The following is a 22771-nucleotide window of genomic DNA, read 5'->3' as shown; positions in this document are numbered from 1 at the left end:
CGGCGGGCCCCGCGGCGCGAGGCCCTCGCCGGAGCATGGTTCCGCTCCCCGGAGGCCGCGATCCCGCGCAGCTTCGCGTCTGTCTCCCCGCAACACCCCATCGTCGGAACGTACGGTACATGAAAGGTTCGACCGTCGCGACGGCATTGATGGTAAAACATTTTGATTAACCGAACGGCGAACGTTGCGCGGGGCGTCAGTGGCGAAGGCGGGAGCGGGGCGGCGTGGACCTCGGCCCCGAGCGGCGCGGCGCGCGCGTACCGGAGGTCGTGCGCGAGATGCGGCTCGCCTGCGCGACCGGTCTCCGCCGCGTCCTGCGACGATGCTTCACCTGGTTGCGAGGTGCCTCCAGAAATGCACCAGGCTCTCGTCACCCCCGAGCAGCGTGGTGAAGGTCGTGGAGTCTACCAGCAAGATGTCGCCTGCCCGGTCGCCGCTCGAGCGTGAAATACCCTTCTTGGGTCATCCCTCGGCGATGATCCATGCAGGAGAGCCCCAGGCGCTCCGTTGCAATGAGTAACCCTACGAATCTCCTGCGCACGTCGAGCACGCTCGTGGTCGCGCCCGAGTCCGCCGTGACGAGGTCTGGTCGGACAACCCGCCTCGCTCTCCTTTCCGCGTTTGCTCCCGTCTCCGTCAGAGCGCCTTCGCCGGATCATGGCGCCTTGCGGCGCTCGCCGACGCGCATCAAGTACGTCTGCGAAAAACCGGAACGCCAAGGGAGTTCGTCATGGCCGAGATCATGATCAGCATCCTCGATGGATCGACGTTCGTCACGTCCAGTCGAACGGGAGACATCGAAGCCACGCCGGATCAGCCGCACGGGCTATTCTACAAGGACACGCGCCACCTCTCGCGCTGGATCCTACGCGTGGATGGAAAGCACCCCGACGTGCTCACGGCGGACAGCGTGGAGTATTACTTTGCCCAGTTTTTCCTGTTCCCTCGCACAGGGAGCATCTATGAGAATCCCTATGTCTCGATCATCCGGCGCCGTCATGCAGGCGAAGGCTTCCGGGAGGACATCGAGGTCATCAACCATTCCATGAAGCCGATCGAGATGAAGCTCCACATCGACGCCGCGGCCGATTTCGCCGACCTGTTCGAGGTCAAGGACGCGCTCGCCAAGAAGGGGGAGCTGTACCGCGAGGTACGGGGAAACGAGCTCCTGCTCGGCTACCGGCGGGAGGGCTTCGTACGGCAAACCCTCATCGGCTCGAGCCAGCCCGCCGAGGTGAGCGACGAAGGCTTCGTCTTCGAGCTCGCGATGCCACCGAAATCCACGTGGACGACGACCATGTCCGTACGCCCGGTCTCCGGCCACGTCACGGAGGTCGATCCTTCGAAGCCGCAGCAATGGCTCAGGCCAGACCGGCGCGAAGACATGTCGCGATGGCTGGGCAGCGTGCCGCTCGTGAGCAGCGATCCCCCCATCATCCAGCAGGTATACATGCGGAGCATCGTCGACCTCGCGGCGCTTCGCTTCTACCCCTACCCCGACATCTTCCCGCAATACGCGCTTCCCGCCGCAGGGTTGCCCTGGTTCATGGCGCTCTTCGGCCGCGACAGCCTGATCACCAGTTATCAAGCGCTACCGTTCATCCCCGAGCTCGCCGCGACCTCGCTCGTCGTGCTCGGCGGGCGGCAGGGCCGCGAATGCGACGATTTCCGCGACGAGGAGCCGGGGAAGATCCTGCACGAATTGCGCTTCGGGGAGCTCACCGTCTTCGGCGAGCGACCGCAGTCGCCCTATTACGGCACCGCCGACGCGACGCCGCTCTTCCTGATCCTGCTCGACGAATACGAGCGATGGACCGGCGACGCGGCGCTCGTACGCCGGCTGGAGAAGGTCGCGCGCGCCGCGCTCGACTGGATCGACCGGTATGGCGACCGCGACGGAGACGGGTACATCGAATACGAGCGAAGGGCCGATACCGGCCTCGAGAACCAGTGCTGGAAGGATTCCTGGAACTCGATCCTGTTCGCGGACGGCACGCTCGCAGAGGGGCCGCGCGCGACCTGCGAGCTCCAGGGGTACGCGTACGACGCCAAGATCCGGTGTGCGCGGCTCGCACGATCGATCTTCCGCGACGCAGCCCTCGCCGAGCGATTGGAGAGCGAGGCGGCCGACCTCAAGGCGCGATTCAATCGAGATTTCTGGATTCCGGAGCGAAGCTTCTTCGCGCTCGCGCTCGATGGGCGAAAGCGGAAGGTCGACAGTCTCACCTCGAACATCGGACATCTCTTGTGGAGCGGGATCGTCGAGGACGACAAGGTCGAGCCGATCGTCCGCCACCTCATGGGCCCGGCGCTCTTTTCCGGCTGGGGTGTCCGGACCATGGCCGACGGCGAAACAGGGTACAACCCCATCGAATACCACAACGGTACGGTCTGGCCCCACGACAACGCCATCATCGCCGCGGGCCTGGCGCGTCATGGTTATCGCGAGGAAGCCGGCCGCATCTGTGCGGCTCTCTTCGACGCTGCGAGGTTTTTCCGATGGCGCCTGCCCGAGGTCTTCGCCGGGTACGAGCGTCAAAGGACCGGCTTCCCCGTCGAGTATCCCACGGCGTCGAGCCCGCAGGCCTGGGCCTCCGGAGCGCCCCTGCTCGCCATCCGCGTGCTTTTGGGCCTCGAGCCGAAGGGCGACGAGCTGACATCGGCGCCCTTCCTGCCGGACAGCATCGCTTCGCTCTCGCTTCGCCGTGTCCCGGGGCGATGGGAGCCTGCCGATGTACACGCGGAGCGTCCGGACGCTCGGACGCGCATCGACGTGCTTCGTGATTGGCTGGCCGAGAGGGAGGCGCTCCGGAAGGCAGCTTGATGGATTCCTACACGCCGGGGCGGCGCGCGGTCATGCGGCCTTCTGGCCCTGCTCGAGCGCCGCCTCGAGCTTCTCTTCTGCGTCCTTGGAGAGCGAGGTTTGCAGGACCGTCCCGCCGTACTTGGCGAGCTCGGGGATGACCTTGTCGGCCGTGACCTTGCGGGTGAGCGTGAAGATCGCCGAGCTTCCTGGTTTCATCTGCTCGGCGAGCCGCTTCATGAAAGCATCGTCGATCCCGTAGTCCGATGCTTTGCCCGTGAGCGCTCCGGTCGCCGCTCCGACGGCCAGGCCGAACACGGGGGCGAGGAAAAACAGGCCGATCAACATCCCCCACAATCCGCCCGACAGCGCGCCGGCGGTCGTGAGATCCTTGCTCTGGTGGAGCCGGACCTTTCCATCCGGATTCTTGGTCACATAGCAGGCGTCCTCGAGATCGACGAGGTTCTCGCTGCTCATTCGGTCGATGGCCAGCATGACTTCGGCCGCGCGGTGTTCGTCCGGGTATGCGATGACGACCAGATCACTCATGACGTGCTCCTTTCGAGGTCCGCCCAAGCAACGGCCGTGCCGGAGCTTCATTTCGTCGAGGCATGCCCGGGCCGAGGGCACCCGGCGTTCGCCGGGAGAAACATCGCTGCGGCGAGGCCAATCAAGCCGAACAGGCCCACCGCTGCCAATGCCAGGCCAATCGCTCGGTCCCGGGCTTCTGCGTTGATCCTCGTCACATCCTCCACGACGGCCTGGGGTTTGCCCTGCAGGGCCTCGCGGACCACCGTGTCGCTCACGGCGCTGACGCTGTGTTCGAGCGCTGCGGACAGCCGCTGCTTCTCGCCTGCGGACAGGACCGTGCTCTCGGCGACGCGGGAGGCAATCCCGGCATGGAGGGCCGAGATCAGCACCGCGCCTGCGATCGCGGTGCCGAGCGATGAACCTAGATTCGATACGCTGCGCGAGATGCCGGAGATCTCGGCCTGGTCCTCGTCCGGTACGCTCGACTGCACGATGTTGACCGAGGCCGTGAGCATGATACCCGCGCCAAACCCGATCAAAAAGAGCCCGGGGATGAAGGTGAGGACGCTGGATGTAGCGTCGACGAGCAAGAGCAAGAGCGCGATGCCCGAAAGAGCCGTCACGAATCCAGCGCGAATGATCGAGCGCTGGGGGTACGTTCGTGTCATCCTTTCCATTCGCGTGGATGCAATCAGGATTCCGAGCGTCGCGGGCGTCACGAGGACGCCGGTTCGAATGGCGTCGTACCCCCGGCTGACCTGCAAGAAGACGGAAACGACGAAGAACGTGCCGATCATCATGAACCATTGCACGTTCTGCGTGACGAGCCCCAAATTCACGGTCCGGCTCTCGAACAGCCTCGTCGACAGGAGCGGTGCTCTGCCCGCGCGCTCCCGGCGCCGCACATGCAAGAAGAAGAGCGCGAGCAGCGCGATGCCCATCGTCGTGAACAGGACGACCGGCGAGAGGTCTCCTCGCTCGAGGACCACGGCATCGCCGATCACGAAATCCTTGCGAGCGCGGAGCCAGCCGTACGTTCCGGCCTGGAGAATGCCGACGACGGTGAGGGCGAGGCCGGCGGCGGACAGCACCGCGCCCACGAGGTCGAACTCGCGTTTCGGAACGTCGGCTTTGGGCTCGACGATCCGGCGACTCGAGTAGAGGATCACGAGGGTGACCAATGCCTCGGCGAGGAACGAGGCGCGCCAGGAGATCGTCGTCGTGAGGAACCCGCCGATGAGCGGCCCGCTGGCCGAGCCGAGCCCTCCCGCGGCGCTGACCAGCGCGAACCCCTTCGCGCGCGAAACCGGGTCGGCGAACGAGACCGTGATCAAGATGTAAATCGGAGGAATCATGAGCGCCGAGCCGATTCCTTCCAGCAGCGAAAAGCCGGCGATCATGACCGCCAGCGCGGGCGCGAGCGCCGTGACGAGCGCGCCTATGCCGTACATGGCTATCCCGAGCCTGAAGCAGCGCTTGCGTCCCCAGAGATCGCTGAGCTTGCTCCCCGGGATCATCAGCGCCGCCATGGTCAACGTGAAGAGCGTGATGACCGTCTGAACACCGGTCACCGTCGTCCCGAGGTCCTCCGTGATCCGGCTGATGGCGACGTTCATGCTCGAGGCGTCGTAGCTCGCGAGGAACTGCGCGAGCGCCAGCGGCACGAGCATCGACCGGGAGGAGCGGGCCGCAATCTCGCTCAGCCCGTTCGCGTCGCCGCCACGCCCGGCGTTGAAATCCTTCGGCTCGGGGGCCATGCCTCTTCCCTCCTCCGATGTCCGGAGCAGCGCCGCCGCACGCGGCTCGTAACGCTGGCCGGCGCCCATCGCAAGGCTGGTTTTTCCTGGCCTGCGAGCGCATCGAGCAGCCTCCGCGCGGAAGCGAAGAAGGCGGACCCATCCGAATGGGGCTCAGCCTGGAGCGTCCGTCGTGTGATGCATGAGCGCTCTCCAGACCCCCTCGCGCTGCTGCCATACAGCGCTGAACGCCAGGAGTTTTTCCAGACGCACCCCACCCCGCAGCTCCACCCGCCCCAGGTATACCCCCGTGATCAGCGCGACGCGCTCGGCGACGATGCGCACGTCGAACCGCCGGAACTCCTCGGTATACGACGTCACGTCCTGGATGAGCATCCAGTAATCCTTTTTGCCGCGTTGAGCGCCGGTGGAATCGATGTACGCCCAGCTGTCGTCGACGTGCCGATCGAAATACCCCGCGTCCTTGGCGCCCACGGCCGCCGTCCACTGGTGCATGAGCGCGAGGAGCTCTTCTTTTGCTCGTTCGGGGAAGATGATGTCGGTCATGGCGTGTACCTCCGAGGCATCCCACCGTATCGGGCTGCCCGAGAGCGGCACAAGGGGCATGACTTCACCCGCGGACGAGCACGAGCGAACGGGACAAGATCAAGAGCCCGAGCGCGACCAGGACGAACGGCAACGCCACGCGGCCCCAGCGTCGGATACGATGTCCCAGGAGCGCGTTGTGGACGAGCTGATGGCCGACGGCGCAAAAGACCCCGGTCATCACCACGAACACGCCCACGTAAAGCGGGACGAGCTTCGGGGCGCTCGAAAAGAGGGGAATGTACACGCCCAGGTTGTCCCCGCCATTCGCCACCGTGACGCCGGCGACGGCGAGCACCTTGGAACGCCCCATCCCGGGGCGCGGCTCGGGCTCCGAGGCAGCCGCGTCTTCCTGGCCCCGCCAGAGGGCCCACAGGCCACGAAGGCCGAGCCCGAGCGGCAGGAGCCCGAGCAGCCCGATGAAGCCCTCGGGCACGACGAGCGCGAAGAGCGCGCACGCGGCGCTCACCGCAACGAGGGCGGCGATGCCCAGAAACTGGCCGGCGACGACGTGCCGCGGCTCGTAGCTCGGATCCGAGAAAAATGCCGCGAGCAGCAAGAGATCGTCGACGTTCGTGGAAACGAAGACGACGACGGCCACGCCCAGCGCCGAGAGTACGTCACCCATGGGGGAGCCGATCAGCTCGCCAGCTCGGCGCTCGTCGCTCCAGGCAAGGCTCGCTCGCGCATCGAATCGACGAGCCGCTCCTCGATGTGATGGTCCACCTCGATGTCGATGTGCCTCGCCTCCGGAATGACGGCGCGTACGGCCACCTCGATATCGTCGATCTCCTTGCTGATGGCGCGGAGCGCACCATCCGCCACGACCCGGAGCGTCCTCTCGCGCTCCGCGCCCGAGAGCGCGCCGGGCTGCGCGGGCAGCGCCTGATCGAGCCGGGCCGCGAGGAAAGCAGCGTCGAACGTGACCTCGGCTTTGAGCTTGTAGATCTCCGGCGTGATCCGCCGGCTCTTCACGTCCCGCACGCCGCGGACACTCGGCCGCTCGCGTAGCACCCGGACGAACGCCTCCTCCACGCCGTCGGGCACGGCCATCCCGATCAGCAATTCACGATTCTGGGTGACGAGGTGAATCGCGACGTACCCGAGGAGCAAGCCGACGAGGATGGAGGCGATCGCGTCCCAGACCGGGCTGCCCGTGTAATACGACGCCACGATGCCGATCGCCGCGAGGAGCAGGCCCAGCACGGCGGCGCCGTCCTCGAGCAGGATGGCCACCGACGCCGGATCCGCTTTCTCGCGCACATACCGGAGGAAAGGCATGCTCCCGCGCTGCGTGGCGATGCTCCGCGCGGCGAAGACGAGCGCGCTTCCTTCGATGAGGAACGAGAGGCCGAGGACGACGAACGTCACCACGTTGACCGAGGTCGCGTGCGGATGACGTAGCCCCTCGATGCCGTGATACACGGTGACGCCGCAGCCGATGAAGAAGATGCCGGCGGCCGAGAGCAAGCCGAACACGAAGCGCTCGCCGCCGTATCCATAAGGGAATTCTTCGTCCCCTTGCCGCGAGCCGCGCTTCAGCCCGATGAAGAGCAAGAGCTGGTTGCCCGTGTCCGCGGCGCTGTGGATGGCCTCGGAGAGCATCGCGCCCGAGCCGGACAGGAAAAAGGCCACGAACTTGAGGAGCGTCACGAGCGTGTTCGCGGCGAGCGCGAAGAGCACGGCAGGCAGGGAGGAAGGGGTTGCCATCGTGGGTCCCCTGCATCCCAGCGCGGGACGGGCTCCGGGTCAAGTCATGCCTTACTGGCAGCGTGTCGTCGTGCCATCATCGACGCACGTCTTGGCCGAGTCCGCGCAGTCGACCGCCACCACGAAGCGGGGGACTCCCTCGGGCGCAATGAGCTTCGGGCGGCAGGTCACCCGGACCGTCCCGTCGCACGACTCGTCGAACGTGTCGTCACACGAGGCTTGCGGCGCGCGCGCGCAGTAAGCCTCGTCCTCCGTGGGCTCGACGCAGATTTCGTTGGGCGCTTCGCAAGGCGTGTCGTGCACCTTCCGGTTGACGACCTGATCCGGCCCCTCGCCGCAGATCTCCAGGACGTTGCCATTGCATTGTTTCCTGAAACTGCACTCGTTACCGCACCCGTTCATCACCAGGAGCGCCGCCGCCGTCAGAAAGATGCGCTGCATGATCCGAGAGATGGCCCAGAGGGCAACCGTACACAAGTGCTTTTTTGCGCGGATCCGTGCCCGCGACGGAGGGGCTCGGCCGGGCTCCCCGAGGGCCGCTCTGCGATCGTCCGCCAAGCGAATGGAAATCTTCCGGCGGGTTGGAGGCGGGTCCAGGGGAGAAAAAAAGCAGTGCTAGCGAGGGCGCAGGAAGGGGAACGGGCGATGATTCTCGTGACCGGAGCGACAGGGAACGTTGGCAGCGCAGTGCTCGAGCAGCTCGTCGAGGCGGGCCAGAAGGTCCGCGCGCTCGTGCGCGACCCGGCCAAGCTCGGCGATCTCGGCCGGAAGGTCGAGGTCGTGAAGGGCGATCTCGCGAAACCCGAGACGCTCGACGCCGCGTTCGCGGGCGTGGACAAGGCATTCGTGCTCTTCACGGGGGCCGACCTGGCGACGCTCGCAGGCAACGTGGTGGAAGCGGCGAAGAAAGGAGGCGTCACGCACATCGTGATGATCTCGTCATCGACCGTCATTCAGGCGCCCGAGAGTCAGCTCGGCCGCTGGCACATCGACGCCGAGGCGAAGATCAAGGCATCGGGGCTCGCCTGGACGATCCTCCAGCCGGGAGCCTTCGCGTCGAACGCCCTCAACTGGGCCGGCTCGATCAAGAGCCGCGGCGCGGTTTTCCAACCCACGGGCGACGGGAAGGCGGCGCCGATCGATCCGCGCGATATCGCCGCGGTCGCCGTGAAGGTCTTGCTTTCACCTGGGCACGAAGGGAAATCGTACATGCTCACCGGGCCGGAGGCGCTGAGCACGGCCGAGCAGGTGGCGAAGATCGGCGCGGCGATCGGGAAGCCCGTCGCGTTCGTCGACGTGACCGAGGACGCAGCTCGCGAGGGAATGGTGAAGGCGGGTTTGCCCGAGGTATTCATCCGCGCCATCCTCGAGGCGCACGCCATGGTCAAGGCCGGGCTCGGGGCGGACATCACGAATACGGTCGAAGAGCTCCTCGGGCGCGAGGCGCGGACCTTCGACGATTGGCTGAAGAGCCATGGGAAGGCGTTCCAGTAGGCCGAACCGGCTGCGGCTGACCACCAGCGAGGCCCCCGAGGGCTTCCTTCAGGAGCGGAGCTACCTGGCGTCCTCGGCGGGAGGCGCCCATTCGACGATGTGGAACGGTACACCTTGCGGCGATTTGAGCATTGCAAAGCGCCCGACCCCGGAGAGCTCCTGCACCGGAATGCAGAGCGACGCGCCGAGCTCCACGCCGCGCCGCGCCGTCTCGTCGGCATTGGTGACCGCGAAGGACATGCCCCAGTGCGGCGGGACGTCCCCCACGTGCGGCAGGGCCTGCATCGCGCCGGCGACGGGGACACCTTCGAGCTTGAAGAGCGTGTACGTCATGCCGGGCACCGGACATTGCTCCTCCAGCGTCCAGCCGAAGAGCGCCGCGTAAAACGCCGCCGCTCGGCCGACGTCGCTCGTGATCGTCTCGAACCAGCTCGGCGCGCCGTGCGCGTGGCTGTCGACGTCCATGCCGGGCTCCTTCTTCGGCTGCCACACGGCGAAGACGGCGCCGTTCGGGTCCGTGCACATGGCCATCCTGCCGTTTTCGAGCACATCGAACGCCGGCTCGGCGCGCCCGCCGAGCGAGGCGACCTTCGCGACGGCGGCGTCGGCGCTCTCGACCTTCACCATGACGCCGATGACCGGCGGCATGCCTTGCGGCTGGTGCGGCGCCGAAAGATCCATGAGCGCGCCGGCCGTGCGCCCTCCGACAAGGATGAGCTGACCGCCGGGGACGCCCGGCATCTCGCCGTACGTCCAGCCGAACAGCGCGCCGAAGAACGCGCGCGCGCGTTCGGCCTCCGGGGTCATCAGGTTGATCCAGCAAAAATCGTGCGTCTTGCGCGTACCCGTCGTCATCGTGGTCTCCTTGTCCACGTAGACCGGGTCCGCGCCGACAACTCATCGGTCGCGCGGAAAAAAATTCTCTCGCGACGTCTAAGGTCTCCCGCCGAGCAGGTCCGCGCGCATCTCGTCGAGCATCACGCCGAGTCGCAGCGCCGCCGCTTCGACGGCTGCGCAATTCGGCGGCTCGGGCCTCTCGAATCCGTCTCGTATCGTGGCGGCCAGGATGTCCGCCTGCCGCTCCAGCGTGGGCGCCTCGTGCGGCGGCAGCTTCGTGAGCAGGAAGGAGCCTGCCAGGATGGCCTCGATGGCATGCGCCTGGTCGGCGAGCGAGCGATCCACGCGCATCAGCCCGTGTTCCCTGAAGGCCTGCAACATCCGATGGAGCAGGTCCGCGAGGCCGAGGACGCGGGCCAAGGACGGCGTCGATCGGTCCGGCGTGAGCGCCCCCAGAATATCGGTGTCCTCTCCGAAAATGGCCCTGGCGAGCGGGCGCCCCGCGTGGAGCAGGAACATCGAACGAAGCATCCGGTGCGGCAGCACCGTCCTCGGATCCGCTCGCATGTCGTCGAGCTGCGCGGCCAGGATGGAAGCCATCTCACGGCGCAGCAGCTCCATGAAGAGCGCCTCTTTCGATTTCCAGTGCAGGTAGATGGTGCCTTTCCCTACACGAGCACGGCGCGCGATGTCGTCGATCGTGACCCGCTTGTAGCCCCAACCGAGGAGAAGCGCCTGGGCTTCCGCGAGGATCCGCTCGCCGCGCACTCGCTGCTGTTCGTCATCGCACGCTGCCATCGTGCCGTACTCTAAGCGGTCTCCGATCGAGAACCAACACTCGCCGGTACTCGATGACCAACTTTCCCAGATGGTCAGAGAGTACTGGACGGCCGGACGCGGAGCCCCTAGCCTCGGAACCGTCACGCGTTCGTAACGAGATCGTCACCATCAGGACGAGGTGAAGGCAATGAAGGTCCATCCGATGTTCGCCGATATCAGGTTCGAGCCGCCCGGGCCCGGCCCCTGGGAGATCGAAAAGTCACATTTCACGCGCCCTGGTTCTCGGTTCGGCGCGGACGCGCTGACGAGGGGCCTACCGGTGGGGTTCGCGAAGGGAATGGAGCGATACGGGCTTCCCATGAAAGGGATGACCATGTCCATGGTGAATGGCTTCGCCTACGCCCAGATGATGCCGCTCGGCCTTCCTGCAGGCCTGGCCTCGCGTCTGGGCAGCGGGCCGCCGCCGAAGCCCGTCATGTGGCTCCTCTTCCGCCTGCATCCCGAAATTCGTGCGCGCTTCGAGCGATGCGAGCGTGTATTCGAATCGAAACTCTGGCGCACGGATCTCCAGCACTGGGATCGGGTCGACAAACCGCGCGCCGTCGAGAAGCACCTGGCCCTCCAGGCGATCGATCCGGCGACGCTCGATCTCCAGGCGCTTCGCAAGCACGTCGAGCGCGCGCGGGCGCACATGTCGGAGATGATCACGCTCCACCACCTGTACAACTTCACGGTCATCCTGCCGACGGGGGATTACCTCGCGCACGTCTGCGAATGGACGGGCGTGAGCACGGGAGAGGCGCTCTCGCTTTTGCGAGGAACGTCGCCGCTCGCCCGGGGGATCGCGATTGACGAACTCGAAGCGCTGGCGAAGGCGCTCCGCGCGAGCGAGGAGGGCCGCGCGGTGCTCGCACGGCAGGGCCACGCGCAGGGCGTGCTCGATGCGCTCATGGCGATGCCGGGAGAGGTCGGGGCGGCGGCGCGCGGGTATCTGGATCTCGTGCGGTTCCGATCGATCGGATACGATATCTCGGACAAGACGGCGGGCGAGCTGCCGGACATGCTCGTCCGGGCCCTTCGAGCGGCGGCCGAGGAGGATCGGGGGAAAGACGCGCTCACCGCGCGCGATGAAAAGGAGCGCGAGATCCGCGCGCGTGTGCCGGCCGCGCACCGGACGCAATTCGACGAGCTGCTCGGCGAGGCGCGGCTCGTGAATCGGCTGCGCGACGAGCGAGGCATTTACGCCGATAGCTGGGGGACGGGCCTCGCGCGGAGGGCCGTGCTCGAGGTGGGGCGCCGGCTCGCCTCCGCCGGGAAGGTCGAGGATCTCGAGCACGCCGCGGACCTCACGCTCGACGAGATGTTCGCGCTCCTCGAAGGCCGAACGGGCCCCGCCGCGGCGGAAATCGCGAAGCGCGCTCTCTATCGAGCGACGATGACGCTCGAACACGCGCCTCCGTGGTTGAATGCGCCGCCCGGCGAGCCACCGCCCCTCGACGTGTTCCCAGCCGCAGCGCGCCGCGCGATGAAGGCCATGAACATGCTCATGGCCGACATGACCGCGGACCATGCGGACGTGGGAAAACCGTCCGAGACCGAGAGCTCTGCCGCGCGCGTCAAAGGGCTCACCATCAACGCGGGTGTGTACGAAGGAACGGCGCGTGTCGTCCTCGATCCCGCGGATTTCGGGCGAATCCAGAAAGGCGACGTGCTCGTGACGCGGTCGACGTCGGCTTATTTCAACGTCGTGCTCCCGCTGCTCGGCGCGATCGTGACGGATCGAGGCGGGCAGCTCTCCCACGCGGCCATCGTGGCCCGCGAGTATGGCATTCCCGGTATCGTCGGCACGAAGGAGGCGACGGCGACGATCCCCGACGGCGCGCGCGTGCGCGTGGACGGCGCGACCGGCGAAGTGACGATCCTGGCCGCGGCGCCCTCGTTCGTGGCGGAGGTGGCGTTGTGATCACGGCGCTCGACGAACACCTCCCGGAGGCCGAGTTCGGCGGAAAAGCCGCGCAGCTCGGGCATGCGCATCGAAGCGGCCTGCCCGTGCCGCCGGCGTTCGCGCTCTCGTCCGAATGCGTGGATCGCGTGGTCGCGGGGGACGAAGCGCTGCGCGGCCGGCTCTTCGACGCATTCGCGACGCTCGCCGGGCCCGTGGCGGTGCGGTCCTCCGGGATCGGCGAGGACGGCGACGCGGCGAGTTTCGCAGGGCAACATGCGACGGTCTTGAACGTGCGGAGCGTCCGCCAGTTGCTCGACGCGCTCGCGACCGTGCACGGCTCGGCGCGGACGGCGTCGGCGCTCGCTTATCGACGCAAGCTCGGGCTCCCGGCGGAGCCTCGCATGGGCGTCGTCGTGCAGAGGCTCGTCCACGCCGATTGCGCGGGCGTGCTCTTCACTCGCCACCCGACGACGGGCGCCGACGAGCGCGTCATCGAGGCGACGTGGGGCCTCGGCGAGGCGGTCGTCGCGGGGATCGTCACGCCGGACCATTATCGCGTGGCCCGCGGAGGGCGCGTCCTCGAAAAGAGGCCGGGCGAGAAGGACTGCGCGATCCTGTGGAGCGAGGAAGGCGGCACGGCCGAGGTCCCCGTCCCCGCGCACAAGGTCTCCGCGTATTGCCTCGACGACGCGCGCCTCGCGGCGCTCGACGCGCTGGCCTCGACGTGTGAAGCGGCCTTCGGCGGGACGCAGGATCTGGAATGGGCGTTCGCCGAGGATCGCCTGTATCTGCTCCAGAGGAGAGCGATCACCCGTGGCTGAGTCCCGCCCCCGCATCCCCGCGCGGCTGCTCGTCGCGATCGCGCTATCGGCCTCGCTCGCGCCGCTCAATTCCACGATGGTGGCCGTCGCATTGCCCGAGATGTCGCGCGACCTCGGCGCCGAATCGAGCGTCCTCCGGCAGGGGCTCGTGTCGAGTTATCTGCTCACGAACATCGTCCTGCAAAGCCCCGGCGGCAAGCTCGGCGATCGGCTCGGGTATCGGCGGGCGATCGCGCTGGGCCAGGTCCTCTTCGCGCTCGGCGCCGCGCTCGCCTACGTCTGGCCCCGGCTCCCGGGGCTCACGGCCGCGCGCATTCTCATGGCCGCGGGCGGCGCGATCCTCGCCCCGAGCGCGTTTGCCTTGCTCCGCACGGAGCTCCCGGCGGAGGTGCGAGGACGCGCATTCGGCGCGCTGGGCGCCCTTCTGGGCCTCTCGGCGGGCCTCGGGCCGAAGATCGGTGCGCTGCTCGTCACGCATTTCGGGTGGACCTCCATTTTCCTCGCGAACGTCCCGGTCCTGGTCGTATCCGCCGCGGTCTTGCACCTCGGCGCGTCCGCCGCGGCGCGACCGAACGAGCCCGCCGTGGCGCGACCGCGCTTCGACGTGCTCGGCTCCGTGCTGCTCGGGGCCTCGCTTCTCGGGCTCGTGATCGGCCTCGAAAACAAGGACCTCCGATGGGCGGCCGCGTTCGGCGTCCTCGGGTTTGTCCCCTTCGCCTTGTGGGAGCGGCGCGCAGCGGATCCCATCATCGATTTCTCGCTATTCCGGCGCCGGACGTTCATCGCGGGGAGCTTGCTCATTGCGATCCAGAACTTCGCCATGTATTCGATGCTGTTCGAGCTGCCGCAGGTGGCGGGGCGGCTCTTCGGCGCCGGGCCACGCGACGTCGGCAATACGCTGGTCACGATGATGGCCATGATGATCGTCGCTTCCCCCGTCGCAGGGCGAGCGTCCGAGCGGTTCGGCGCGCGCGCCGTGGCGCTCGCCGGCTCTGCGCTCGCGCTCGGTGGAATGACGCTGCTCGTGCTCCTCCCCTTCCATGCCGTGACGGACGCGGTGCCCGCGCTCGGCTTGCTCGGCGCGGGCCTCGGCCTGACGTCGGCGCCGTCGCAGGCCTCGTCGATGAACGACGTGCCCCGAGAAAAAAGCGGAATGGCGGCGGGCCTCACGTCCACCATGCGCTACCTCGGCGGCATCGCCGGCTTGACCGTGCTCGGCCTGGTCCTCACGGAGAGCAAGGTCCCCGAAATCGCCAGGCACGAGCATGCGACTTCGATCGTGATTTTCTGCGTATCGCTGGTCGTGACCCTCGGCTGCGCGCTTCTCCTCCCCGGCCGTCTCCCGACGCCCGTGCCCTCCGCAGAAGCGCGCTGATCCCGCCGAAATCGACGTGCTCACGTCCAGGGGACGTGCAAGGAAACGGCCGATTCGCTCGATTTCGAGAACGGCTCCGGCTGGTACACGCCGGTGATTTCCTGCCACCCGTGCTCCTCCAACCTGAACAGGTGCGACACCCGTTGATTGACCAGCAGGGTGACGTCGAACGCGGTCTCGGCCGGGAAACGGCTCATGACAGCCTGCATGACCGTTCGCAAGAACTGCATCGAAGATTGCGCGGCCGCCCCCAAGCTCCCGGCCTCCTGCAGGAGGCGGCGGCGCTCCGCAGTGAGCGCGGCCATCTTCGGCGAATCGGGCTCGTCGTGATCGAGCTGCCAGGTCGCGAGGACATTCTGGGCGAGCTCGGCGCCATGAGGCGAAGCCATACCATGCAAATAGGGAAACGTGACGATCCCGTAGCGAATGTCCTCGTCCGCGTCGACGACCTCGTCGTTGAGTTGGCGCATTCGCCGTAAAGCAACGAGCGCCGGGGCAAACTCGGACGGCAGCGCTCCCTCGGCGAGCAAGAAAGCCCACTCGATCGTCACAGGAAAGAAGATGGAGGAAAGGAGGCGGCTGTGGCCCTCGAGATACTCGTTCAGCGTGGCCGTGGAGACCGCGTCGGGCAACCGATAACGCTCTCGTTCCTCTCCCCAGAAGAAGTGATACATTTCCTGGGTATGGCGAAGGAAGCAGCCTTCGACGGCTGCTTTCGCATCGACCTTTCGGAGCTGCTCGAGCCCGAGCGCATAGGATGCCAGGACGAAGAGCCACGTGTGTTTCGTGGAGGGCGCCCCAGGCAGCGCGTCCATCATCCGATCGATGGCCATCACCGGAATGCCGTACCCGAGCGTGTATGCACGGGCGAGGTCTCGATGACGCGCGTCGAGTCCGCCGAGCGCCTGACCAAACACGAAGAGCGGACAAACCTGTTTCCAGATCGTGATCGGGTCGTAATGTGCCGCCCACTGCTTCGCGAAGTGTTCGGGCTGCTCGCGGATCAGGGTCCCGTCGGTCCGAACGGCCTCATAAAGGTCGAGGAACAGGTGCCTATACCGCACGGCGAGATAACGGTAGGTTTCGCTGTTGTAGGACGTCGGGTTCCGGGGGATGAGCCGCGGGTCGAGGGCGGCATGGCCACCCGCCGCCCGCCAGCTTGCCGTCGAATAGTCCAACCATTCATCCAGCCCGTGAAACGTCGTCATCGCTTCAACCTCCCCAGGGCATAGGAGATCCCTTCTCGGACGGTGCTGAGGGTCTTGACGGTGCTCAGCTCGGCATCGAGCTCCACCAGCGTCTTGGCAATGCGCGGCTGGATTCCCGTCAGGATCGCCTGCGCGCCCAACAGCTTCACGGCCTGGGCGGCTTTCACGAGCGCGCTCGTGACCTCGCCATCCATGACCTGAACGCCCGTGATGTCGAGGATGGTCATTCTCGCCTGATATCGGGTGACGCCATCGAGCAATGCCTCGAGCACGGCCTGCGCGCGCACGCTGTCGATCGTGCCCACGAGCGGCATGACGATGATGCTCTCGGCGACGGGGATCAGCGGGGTCGACAGCTCGCGCAGCGCCTGCTTCTGTGCGTCGATGATCTCCTGCTTGAGCCCCAGACGCTCCTGTTCGCCCTCCCAGCGGTCGGTGATGTCGTGCAGGAAGCCGAAGATGTGGTCGAACGAGCCGTCGGGACGGTAAACACCCTGAATGAGAATGTTCCCATACATGATGCTGCCGTCTTTGCGCACGAAACGTTTGTCGAGGCTGTATCGCTGAATCTCGCCTCGGACGAGCTTGTCGAACAGCTCCTTGTCGAGGGAAACGTCATCGGGGTGCGTGAGAGATACCCAATTCGTGGTCTTCAGCTCTTCCGGGGCGTAGCCCAGCTGTTCGCACAGCTGCTGATTGAACTCCACCCAGCCGGTCTCGAGCGAGGTCACCGTCATTCCGATCTGAGCATAATCGAAATAGCGACGGTAACGAAGCGCATCCTCCCGGGCCGCCGCGACTTCGCTGGTTCGAGCTTCGAGCTGCTTCTCCAGATCCGCAATTTGTTGTCGCAACGACTCGACATCGGTGTCGGGGGTGACCACGGATTGAGAGGGGTGCCTGTCCATCGCTACGAATGAACCCTCCGTGACAATAAAACGACCACAAGTCTCGTTGCCAAGCCAGCACAAAACGCGCGCTTGCCCCAGAAACCTCGACGAACCGTGAAACAGCCCACACCCGTGGTAAGAATCCTTGCCATACGCTGCGGTATGCCAGGCGCTGCCCTTCAGGCAGTCCTGTCGCCAAGGCCACACGATCTCCCTCTGGAGCTGGCCCGCTCAGTCGCTGGCCGTCAAACGGCCGACGCTCCGATTTTCTAAGCAAATGCCGTACGTGACCTTAGATTTTCCCACATCGGGGTGGCATATGCGGGCGGGGGACGTCATCGACGATCGATTCGTGATCGAGCGGGTCGCCGGCTCGGGGGGAATGGGCTCGGTATTCCAGGCGCACGACCGGCTTTCCGGCGGGCCGGTGGCCATCAAGGTGCTCCATGACCAGGAGCCCAGCGATATCCGAGAGGTTTTGGAATCGGCCGCCGAGCCGTTTGGCGCACGAATCGAATGGCTGGCGGACGGCTCGATGCTGGCGGTTTTCCCAGCGGGTTGCGCGTCACGAGGCCGAACCCGAGGTCCATCACGTGGCCGGGTTTCTCGGCGAAATGACGGGCACGCCCTTCCCCGACGACGAGAGCGCGAAGCTCCACGCCGCGCGCCTCGACGCGCGCCTCATGGCCGATCGGATTCAATCTTCCTTTTGGCAGTTCATCGCCGAGTGTGGTGCGCAGCCGGTGTTACTCGTCCTCGATGACTTGCATTGGGGCGATCTTCCCTCCGTGAGGCTCGTCGACGCAGCATTGCGGGATCTCGCAGGCAAGCCGCTCCTCGTGGCAGCCTTTGGTCGGCCCGAGGTGCACGACGTATTTCCCAAGCTATGGGTCGAGCGTGGTTTGTCCGAGATTCGCCTGGGCGAGCTGACCCCATGGGCAGCCGAGGAGCTCGCTCGAAGTGCGCTCCGGGATGCGGCCGATCCTCGGACGGTTGCGCAGGTCGTCGAGCGCGCCGCGAGGCATCCGTTTTTCCTGGAAGAACGGATCCGGGCGGTGGCCGAGGGGCGTAGCCGGACCCGGAGAGCGTGCGGACGCTCGTGTATGCCCTCGGATTCGCCTGTGAAAACCTGAGCCATCAAGGCAGGCGTGACCTGGCCGAGCTCTGCGTGGCGCGCATGGAGCAGCTCGGCAGCACCATCGCGGCGCACGATCCCGAGGTTCGGGGAAGGCTGTACGAGGCTCGAAGCGCGACGCTTCAACTCGAGGGTGATGTCTGGGGAACCCTGGGGGCTGCAAGAGTCGCCCTGGCGAGCTACGAGGAGGCCGGTGCACGGCAGCACGGGGCATGGGCCCGCCTGTTTGTCGCCGTGGGCTACCTGGACCTCGGGGCCTACGCGCGCGTGGACCAGGAAGCGCGCGACATGCTCCAGAGGGTCGGAGACGCAACCCCGCGTGGGGTATGGGGGAAGTGGATCTGGGCATCGTCCGAGCGACGCTGGCCTCCATTCTCCTGCGCTCCGGGGATCTCGGCGCGGCCGAGCGCGAGGCGCGCGCGGCCGCCGAAATTCTCTCGGGCACCACGCCCTGGCGCGCGGCGGCGGAGGCGAGGCTCGCGGCCATCCTCCTCCAGCAGCAGCGCGCGGACGAGGCACTCCGCCTCACCGAGGACGCGGCGGCGCGGCGCGACGCGAGCGGCGGGCATAGCGGCGGACCTTATCAATTGTCCCTGCGCCTCGCCCACGCCGAAGCGCTGCACGCGACGGGCCATCACGCCCGAGCGCGGACCGTGCTGCTCGAGACCCGCGACCTTTTGCTCTCGCGCGCGGCCAAGGTCCAGGACGCGGAGCTCCGCAGGAGCTTCCTCGAGGACGTCGCCGAAAACGCGCGCATCCTCGCCCTTTCTGCCGCCTGGGAGCAAGACGCCGCTTAGAACCGAAACGCGACCGAAAGGCCGACCTCGACCCCGCCGGACGGCTTCCGATGTTCCTGACAATCCTGTGCCCGACGACCCTGGATGAGCGGGGATAGTCAGCTTGCCGGGGCAAGATCGGCAGGACAGACCGCGGCAGCTCCCGCTCGCCACCCGAGCCCGTTCGCGCCGCTTTGTAAGTACTCCCGCCGTCGGGTATGTATCGGGTATGTAGAACAGTCGTTGGACCGCTCCGAGGGAAGGATTGACGGCGTGCACGATAAAGCGAGCGACTTGGACGCGCAGGTGGCGGGGAGCACGTTGCGCGAGATGCTCGGGAGAAATGGGAGCGGTCTTTCGCTCCTCGACAGCCTCGGTGCCATCGTTTGGCTCGCCGACGTGACCGACCTGTCGCTCTCCTTCCTGAACCGAAAGGCCCGCACGCTGCTCGGCCTCACGAGGAGCGACGTTCCGCCGCCGGGAAGCGTCCTTTCCCGCGTTCACCACGAGGATCAGGGGCACCTCCGCGACGTATGCCGCGCCGTGGCAGCGACCGGCCAAAGCCGCCCGGTCGATTACCGTGTCATCACCGCCGGCGGGCAGTTCGTCCCGCTTTCGGGCCACGTACACGCCGTGCAGGCGGAGACCGAAGGGGCGCTCGTGGCGCTCGCCTTCGTGGGGCTCGCCGCTCCCGGGCAGGAGCCGGCGACGGGCCAGGACGGCGCGCCGGACGGCAAGCAGGCCGTGCACGCGGCCGGGGAGCCTCTCAGCGTCCGGCACGCGGCCCGGTTGAGTCGCATCGAGGACATCATCGACAACGTCGACGGTATCGTGTGGGAGGTCGACGCCGACACGTTCCGCTTCAGCTACGTGAGCGCGCACGCCGAGCAGGTCCTCGGGTATCCCGTAGCGCGGTGGATCGAGGAGCCGAGTTTCTGGGTGGACCACATCCACCCGGACGATCGCCATTGGTGCCTGGCTCTCTGCAAGGACGCGACGGCCCGAGGGGAGCCGCATCGATTCGAGTACAGAATGATCGCCAAAGGCGGCCGGGTGGTATGGCTGCGGGACTATGTCCGCGTGGTGCTCGAGAATGGCCGTCCCGCCAGGCTGCGCGGGGTGATGGTCGACATCACCGAGGGGAAGCTCGTGCAAGCGGAGCTCGAGAGGACGATCTCGCTCCTGCGCACGACCCTCGACTCGACCGCGGATGGGATCCTCGTCACCGCGTCGGACGGGTCGGCCATCAACACGTACAACCAGCGGTTCGTGGAGATGTGGCGGCTTCCATTGCATGTCCTCGAGGCGCGGAGCGACGAGCAGGCATTGGCCTTCGTCCTCGATCAGATCGCCGATCCGGCCGCGTACCACGCGAAGGTGCGGTGGCTCTACGAGTCCCCCGACGAGGAGAGTTACGATGTCGTAGCGTTCAAGGATGGGCGCCTCTTCGAGCGTTATTCGCGCCCGCAACGGCTCGGCCGGGAGGTCATCGGCAGGGTGTGGAGCTTCCGCGACGTGACGCGGCGCTTTCGCGCCGAGGCGGAGCGCGATCGATTGCTGGTCGAGGAGCGCCGCTTGCGGGCCGAGGCGGAGCGCGCGCATGGTCGCATGGCACTCCTCGCCGAGGCGAGCCGCAAACTCGCGGCGGCGTCGCTCGACGTCGAGCCGACGCTCGCGGCGGTCGTGGAGCTCGCGGTCCCGGCGCTCGGCCGGTGGTGTGCGATCGTCCTGCCCGAGGGCGCCCTCGCGAACGGCCGACCGACGATTGCGGCGACGCACGAGAGCCCGACGATCGCCGAGAGCCTGTGTCCCCTCCTCCGGCATTATCTGCCGAGCCCTGACGATCCGCTCGGCTTCACCGAGGTATTGCGGTCGGGCGAGCCCCTCCTCGCGCCCGACATCCCCGACGAGGCGCTCCGCGCCGCCGCGCGCGACGAGGCGCACCTCGCGCTCTTGCGCGCCCTCGGCGCCACGCCTCGGCTGCTCGTGCCATTGAAGGTCAAGGGGCGCACGCTCGGCGTGCTCGCGATCGGCGTGAAATCGCTCGACGCCCATGTTTCGCCGGAGGATCAGGCCCTCGTCGAGGAGCTCGGTCGGAGGTGCGCGACGGCGCTGGAGAACACGCAGCTTTATGGCGAAGCGCAGGAAGCCCTGCGCCGCAAGGAAGAGTCGCTCGCGTTGCTCGACACGTTGTTCACGACCGCCCCCGTGGGGCTCGCGTTCCTCGACAAGGAAATGCGATACGTCCGTAGCAACCGGGCCCTCGCGGTGAGCATCCATCGGCGTTCGCCGGAGGCCGAGGTCGGACTGACGCCCCGCCAGGCGATCCCGGAGCTCGCCCCCCGGGTCGAACGTTACATTCGCAGCGTCCTCGATACGGGAGAGCCGCTGGTCGGCGTGGAGATATCGGCCCGGGTCCCGGCGACGCCCGATCACGACCGGCACTGGCTCGCGAGTTATTATCCTGTCAGGACCGCGCGGGGAGAACTCCTCGGCGTGGGCGTCGTCGTCGTCGATCTGACCGAGCAGAAACGCGCCGAGGTGGTGCGCGCGAAGCTCTACCAGGAAGCGCAGGAAGCGATCCGCGTGCGGGACGATTTCCTTTCCATCGCCTCCCACGAGCTCAAGACGCCGCTCGCCACGCTCACGTTACGCCTCGAGCAGATAGCTCGCCGCCTCCGCGACGGGCTGCCCGTGGACAAGGAGCCGATTGTCCGGGCGCTCGCCCAGGTCGGCCGGCTGACGGCGCTCACGAATGATCTGCTCGACGTCTCGCGCATCGCGGAGGGGCGGCTCACGATCCGGGCCGAGCAAGTCTCGCTCGCCGACCTCGCGCGCGAGGCGGTGGCGAATGCGGCCATAAGCTTGCAAAAGCACGCGATCGTGATGGTCGAGCCCTTCGACGACCTCGTCGTGATCGGGGATCGGAGCCGCCTCGCACAGGTGATCGCCAACCTCCTCGACAACGCGGTCAAATATTCACCTTCCGGCGGGACGATTCGTGTCGCATTGGCGAAGCGCGACAGCCAGGCCCTCTTGTCCGTCACCGATCCCGGCATCGGGATCCCGAAAGAACAGCAAGGGATGCTCTTCGAGCGTTACTTCCGCGCCCGGAACGCGCCCATCACGGCGTATGGCGGGCTCGGGCTCGGTCTCTACATCAGCCGCGACATCGTCGAACGGCACGGCGGACGAATCTGGATGGAGAGCGAGGTCGGACAGGGTTCAACGTTCACGGTGGCGCTCCCGCTCGAAGGCCCGCAGGAAGGGCACGCGCGCCCGGGGTGACGACGCAAAAACGGCTCAGGCTGGCACAATCCCGGCGCCGTTTGACCTGGCAGTCCGCGTCGGCGCGACGAGATCCTCGGGGTTTCGTGCTGGGCGCCGAGATTGCCATGCAGCGCCCGAGAGGTCGAGCCCATGCCCGTCCTCGGTCCAAGGAGGCGCAACATGATATCGTGGTGGATGCGTGGTGCAATGGCGCTGGGGCTCGTGCTTTCGGCGGCGTGCGGGAGCACGGTGAACCAGGACGGGTCCGGCGGCGCCGGTGGCGGCGGGGGCACGGGCGGCGGGACGGGGGGCAGCGGCGGCGAGGGAGGCGTGATCCCGCCGGAGTGCGCGGTCGAGACCCCGGCGTCGGATCCCGGGCCGTACGAGGTGACGTTCCAGTTCGAGAACAACGGGGCATTCCCGGCCTTCCTGCGGGAGGATTGCTTCCTCCAGTATACGATTGAATCGTGCGAGTACGGCTATGCAGCGGTGTCCACCCACGCCATGTGCACCCAGCCGTGCAGCAGCACCGACGATTGCCTCACCTGCGGAGCATGTCTGATGGCCAGCGTGCCGGTCGATGTCGGCGCGCAATCCACGGATACCTGGTCGGGAACGCGATATACGTTTGGAACGAGCGCCAAGGGGTGCTCCTGCCACGAACCCCACGTGGCTCGGGCGGGGCGATATCGGATCCGCGTGCCGGTGTATGCCTCCGACATGGACGCGCAGGCGGGCACCCCCTCGTACGAGGTGACGATGAATTTCGAGCTGCCGGCGCCGAACGGCGTGGTCGTGGTGCCGATCGGGCAGTCACCCTGAGAGCGTCTCTACAACTTGACGCACCGTACCGT

The 22771-nt window shown here is 66.9% G+C and carries 19 protein-coding genes; 9 read left to right on the top strand and 10 right to left on the bottom strand.

Going from position 1 to position 22771, the window contains the following annotated elements; all coding sequences use genetic code 11:
• Positions 1 to 730 precede the first annotated feature (730 nt).
• Complete coding sequence (locus QHF83_RS29345) at positions 731 to 2824, top strand: glycogen debranching N-terminal domain-containing protein (protein ID WP_282421285.1); 2094 nt, start codon at positions 731 to 733, stop codon at positions 2822 to 2824.
• Between the two features lie 30 nt (positions 2825 to 2854).
• Here QHF83_RS29345 and QHF83_RS29340 read toward each other — a convergent pair whose 3' ends face one another.
• From QHF83_RS29340 to QHF83_RS29315, 6 genes are all read right to left on the bottom strand, one after another.
• On the bottom strand, positions 2855 to 3352 hold the full coding sequence (locus tag QHF83_RS29340; RefSeq protein WP_282421284.1) for a DUF1269 domain-containing protein: 498 nt from the start codon (positions 3350 to 3352) through the stop codon (positions 2855 to 2857).
• Positions 3353 to 3399: 47 nt separating this feature from the next.
• A complete protein-coding gene (locus QHF83_RS29335; RefSeq protein ID WP_282421283.1) occupies positions 3400 to 5091 on the bottom strand; it encodes an MFS transporter in 1692 nt (563 codons plus the stop codon).
• Between the two features lie 153 nt (positions 5092 to 5244).
• A complete protein-coding gene (locus QHF83_RS29330; protein WP_282421282.1) occupies positions 5245 to 5637 on the bottom strand; it encodes a nuclear transport factor 2 family protein in 393 nt (130 codons plus the stop codon).
• Positions 5638 to 5701: 64 nt separating this feature from the next.
• Complete coding sequence (locus QHF83_RS29325) at positions 5702 to 6304, bottom strand: cadmium resistance transporter (RefSeq protein WP_282421281.1); 603 nt, start codon at positions 6302 to 6304, stop codon at positions 5702 to 5704.
• Between the two features lie 11 nt (positions 6305 to 6315).
• Positions 6316 to 7386, bottom strand: coding sequence for a cation diffusion facilitator family transporter (locus QHF83_RS29320; RefSeq protein WP_282421280.1), 1071 nt, complete (start codon positions 7384 to 7386; stop codon positions 6316 to 6318).
• Between the two features lie 51 nt (positions 7387 to 7437).
• Positions 7438 to 7827 (bottom strand): hypothetical protein, encoded by a 390-nt coding sequence (locus QHF83_RS29315; protein ID WP_282421279.1) that lies wholly within the window; start codon positions 7825 to 7827, stop codon positions 7438 to 7440.
• 204 nt (positions 7828 to 8031) lie between these two features.
• Here QHF83_RS29315 and QHF83_RS29310 point away from each other — a divergent pair, with 204 nt between their 5' ends.
• Positions 8032 to 8880 carry an SDR family oxidoreductase gene (locus QHF83_RS29310; protein ID WP_282421278.1) on the top strand — a complete coding sequence of 283 codons (849 nt, stop codon included), beginning with the start codon at positions 8032 to 8034 and terminating at the stop codon, positions 8878 to 8880.
• Positions 8881 to 8940: 60 nt separating this feature from the next.
• Here the strand turns inward: QHF83_RS29310 and QHF83_RS29305 are convergent, their stop codons facing one another.
• Complete coding sequence (locus QHF83_RS29305; protein ID WP_282421277.1) at positions 8941 to 9735, bottom strand: VOC family protein; 795 nt, start codon at positions 9733 to 9735, stop codon at positions 8941 to 8943.
• Positions 9736 to 9813: 78 nt separating this feature from the next.
• A complete protein-coding gene (locus QHF83_RS29300) occupies positions 9814 to 10641 on the bottom strand; it encodes a TetR/AcrR family transcriptional regulator (protein WP_282421276.1) in 828 nt (275 codons plus the stop codon).
• A 214-nt stretch (positions 10642 to 10855) separates the two neighbouring features.
• Between QHF83_RS29300 and QHF83_RS29295 the strand changes: the two genes are divergently transcribed.
• From QHF83_RS29295 to QHF83_RS29285, 3 genes are read left to right on the top strand one after another with little or no spacing between them, the layout of a single operon-like run.
• The gene (locus tag QHF83_RS29295; RefSeq protein WP_282421275.1) at positions 10856 to 12460 is read left to right on the top strand and encodes a PEP-utilizing enzyme; all 1605 of its coding nucleotides are present in this window, start codon (positions 10856 to 10858) and stop codon (positions 12458 to 12460) included.
• Complete coding sequence (locus tag QHF83_RS29290; RefSeq protein ID WP_282421274.1) at positions 12457 to 13263, top strand: PEP/pyruvate-binding domain-containing protein; 807 nt, start codon at positions 12457 to 12459, stop codon at positions 13261 to 13263. The genes QHF83_RS29295 and QHF83_RS29290 overlap by 4 nt, the downstream gene beginning before the upstream one ends.
• Positions 13256 to 14638, top strand: a complete 1383-nt coding sequence (locus tag QHF83_RS29285; RefSeq protein WP_282421273.1) for an MFS transporter — start codon at positions 13256 to 13258, stop codon at positions 14636 to 14638. The genes QHF83_RS29290 and QHF83_RS29285 overlap by 8 nt, the downstream gene beginning before the upstream one ends.
• A 20-nt stretch (positions 14639 to 14658) precedes the next feature.
• Here QHF83_RS29285 and QHF83_RS29280 read toward each other — a convergent pair whose 3' ends face one another.
• Together QHF83_RS29280 and QHF83_RS29275 are read right to left on the bottom strand one after the other, a co-directional pair.
• Positions 14659 to 15846: a hypothetical protein gene (locus QHF83_RS29280; RefSeq protein WP_282421272.1), complete on the bottom strand. Its 1188-nt coding sequence runs from the start codon at positions 15844 to 15846 to the stop codon at positions 14659 to 14661.
• Complete coding sequence (locus QHF83_RS29275) at positions 15843 to 16730, bottom strand: PAS domain S-box protein (protein WP_282421271.1); 888 nt, start codon at positions 16728 to 16730, stop codon at positions 15843 to 15845. Before QHF83_RS29275 ends, QHF83_RS29280 begins: the two co-directional genes overlap by 4 nt.
• A gap of 599 nt (positions 16731 to 17329) precedes the next feature.
• On the opposite strand from QHF83_RS29275, the gene QHF83_RS29270 reads away from it, so the two are divergent.
• From QHF83_RS29270 to QHF83_RS29255, 4 genes are all read left to right on the top strand, one after another.
• A complete protein-coding gene (locus QHF83_RS29270) occupies positions 17330 to 17869 on the top strand; it encodes a hypothetical protein (protein ID WP_282421270.1) in 540 nt (179 codons plus the stop codon).
• Between the two features lie 337 nt (positions 17870 to 18206).
• Complete coding sequence (locus tag QHF83_RS29265) at positions 18207 to 18668, top strand: hypothetical protein (RefSeq protein ID WP_282421269.1); 462 nt, start codon at positions 18207 to 18209, stop codon at positions 18666 to 18668.
• 252 nt (positions 18669 to 18920) lie between these two features.
• Entirely contained in the window at positions 18921 to 21935 is a 3015-nt protein-coding gene (locus QHF83_RS29260; RefSeq protein WP_282421268.1) for an ATP-binding protein, read from the top strand.
• 162 nt (positions 21936 to 22097) lie between these two features.
• Positions 22098 to 22739, top strand: a complete 642-nt coding sequence (locus QHF83_RS29255; protein WP_282421267.1) for a hypothetical protein — start codon at positions 22098 to 22100, stop codon at positions 22737 to 22739.
• Positions 22740 to 22771 lie beyond the last annotated feature (32 nt).

Origin of the sequence: Polyangium sp. 15x6, assembly GCF_029960785.1 — a bacterium.
Classification (GTDB): Bacteria; Myxococcota_A; Polyangia; order Polyangiales; family Polyangiaceae; genus Polyangium.
The sequence above is the reverse complement of the archived record's forward strand: the minus strand, read 5'-3'. Positions and strand labels throughout refer to the sequence as shown.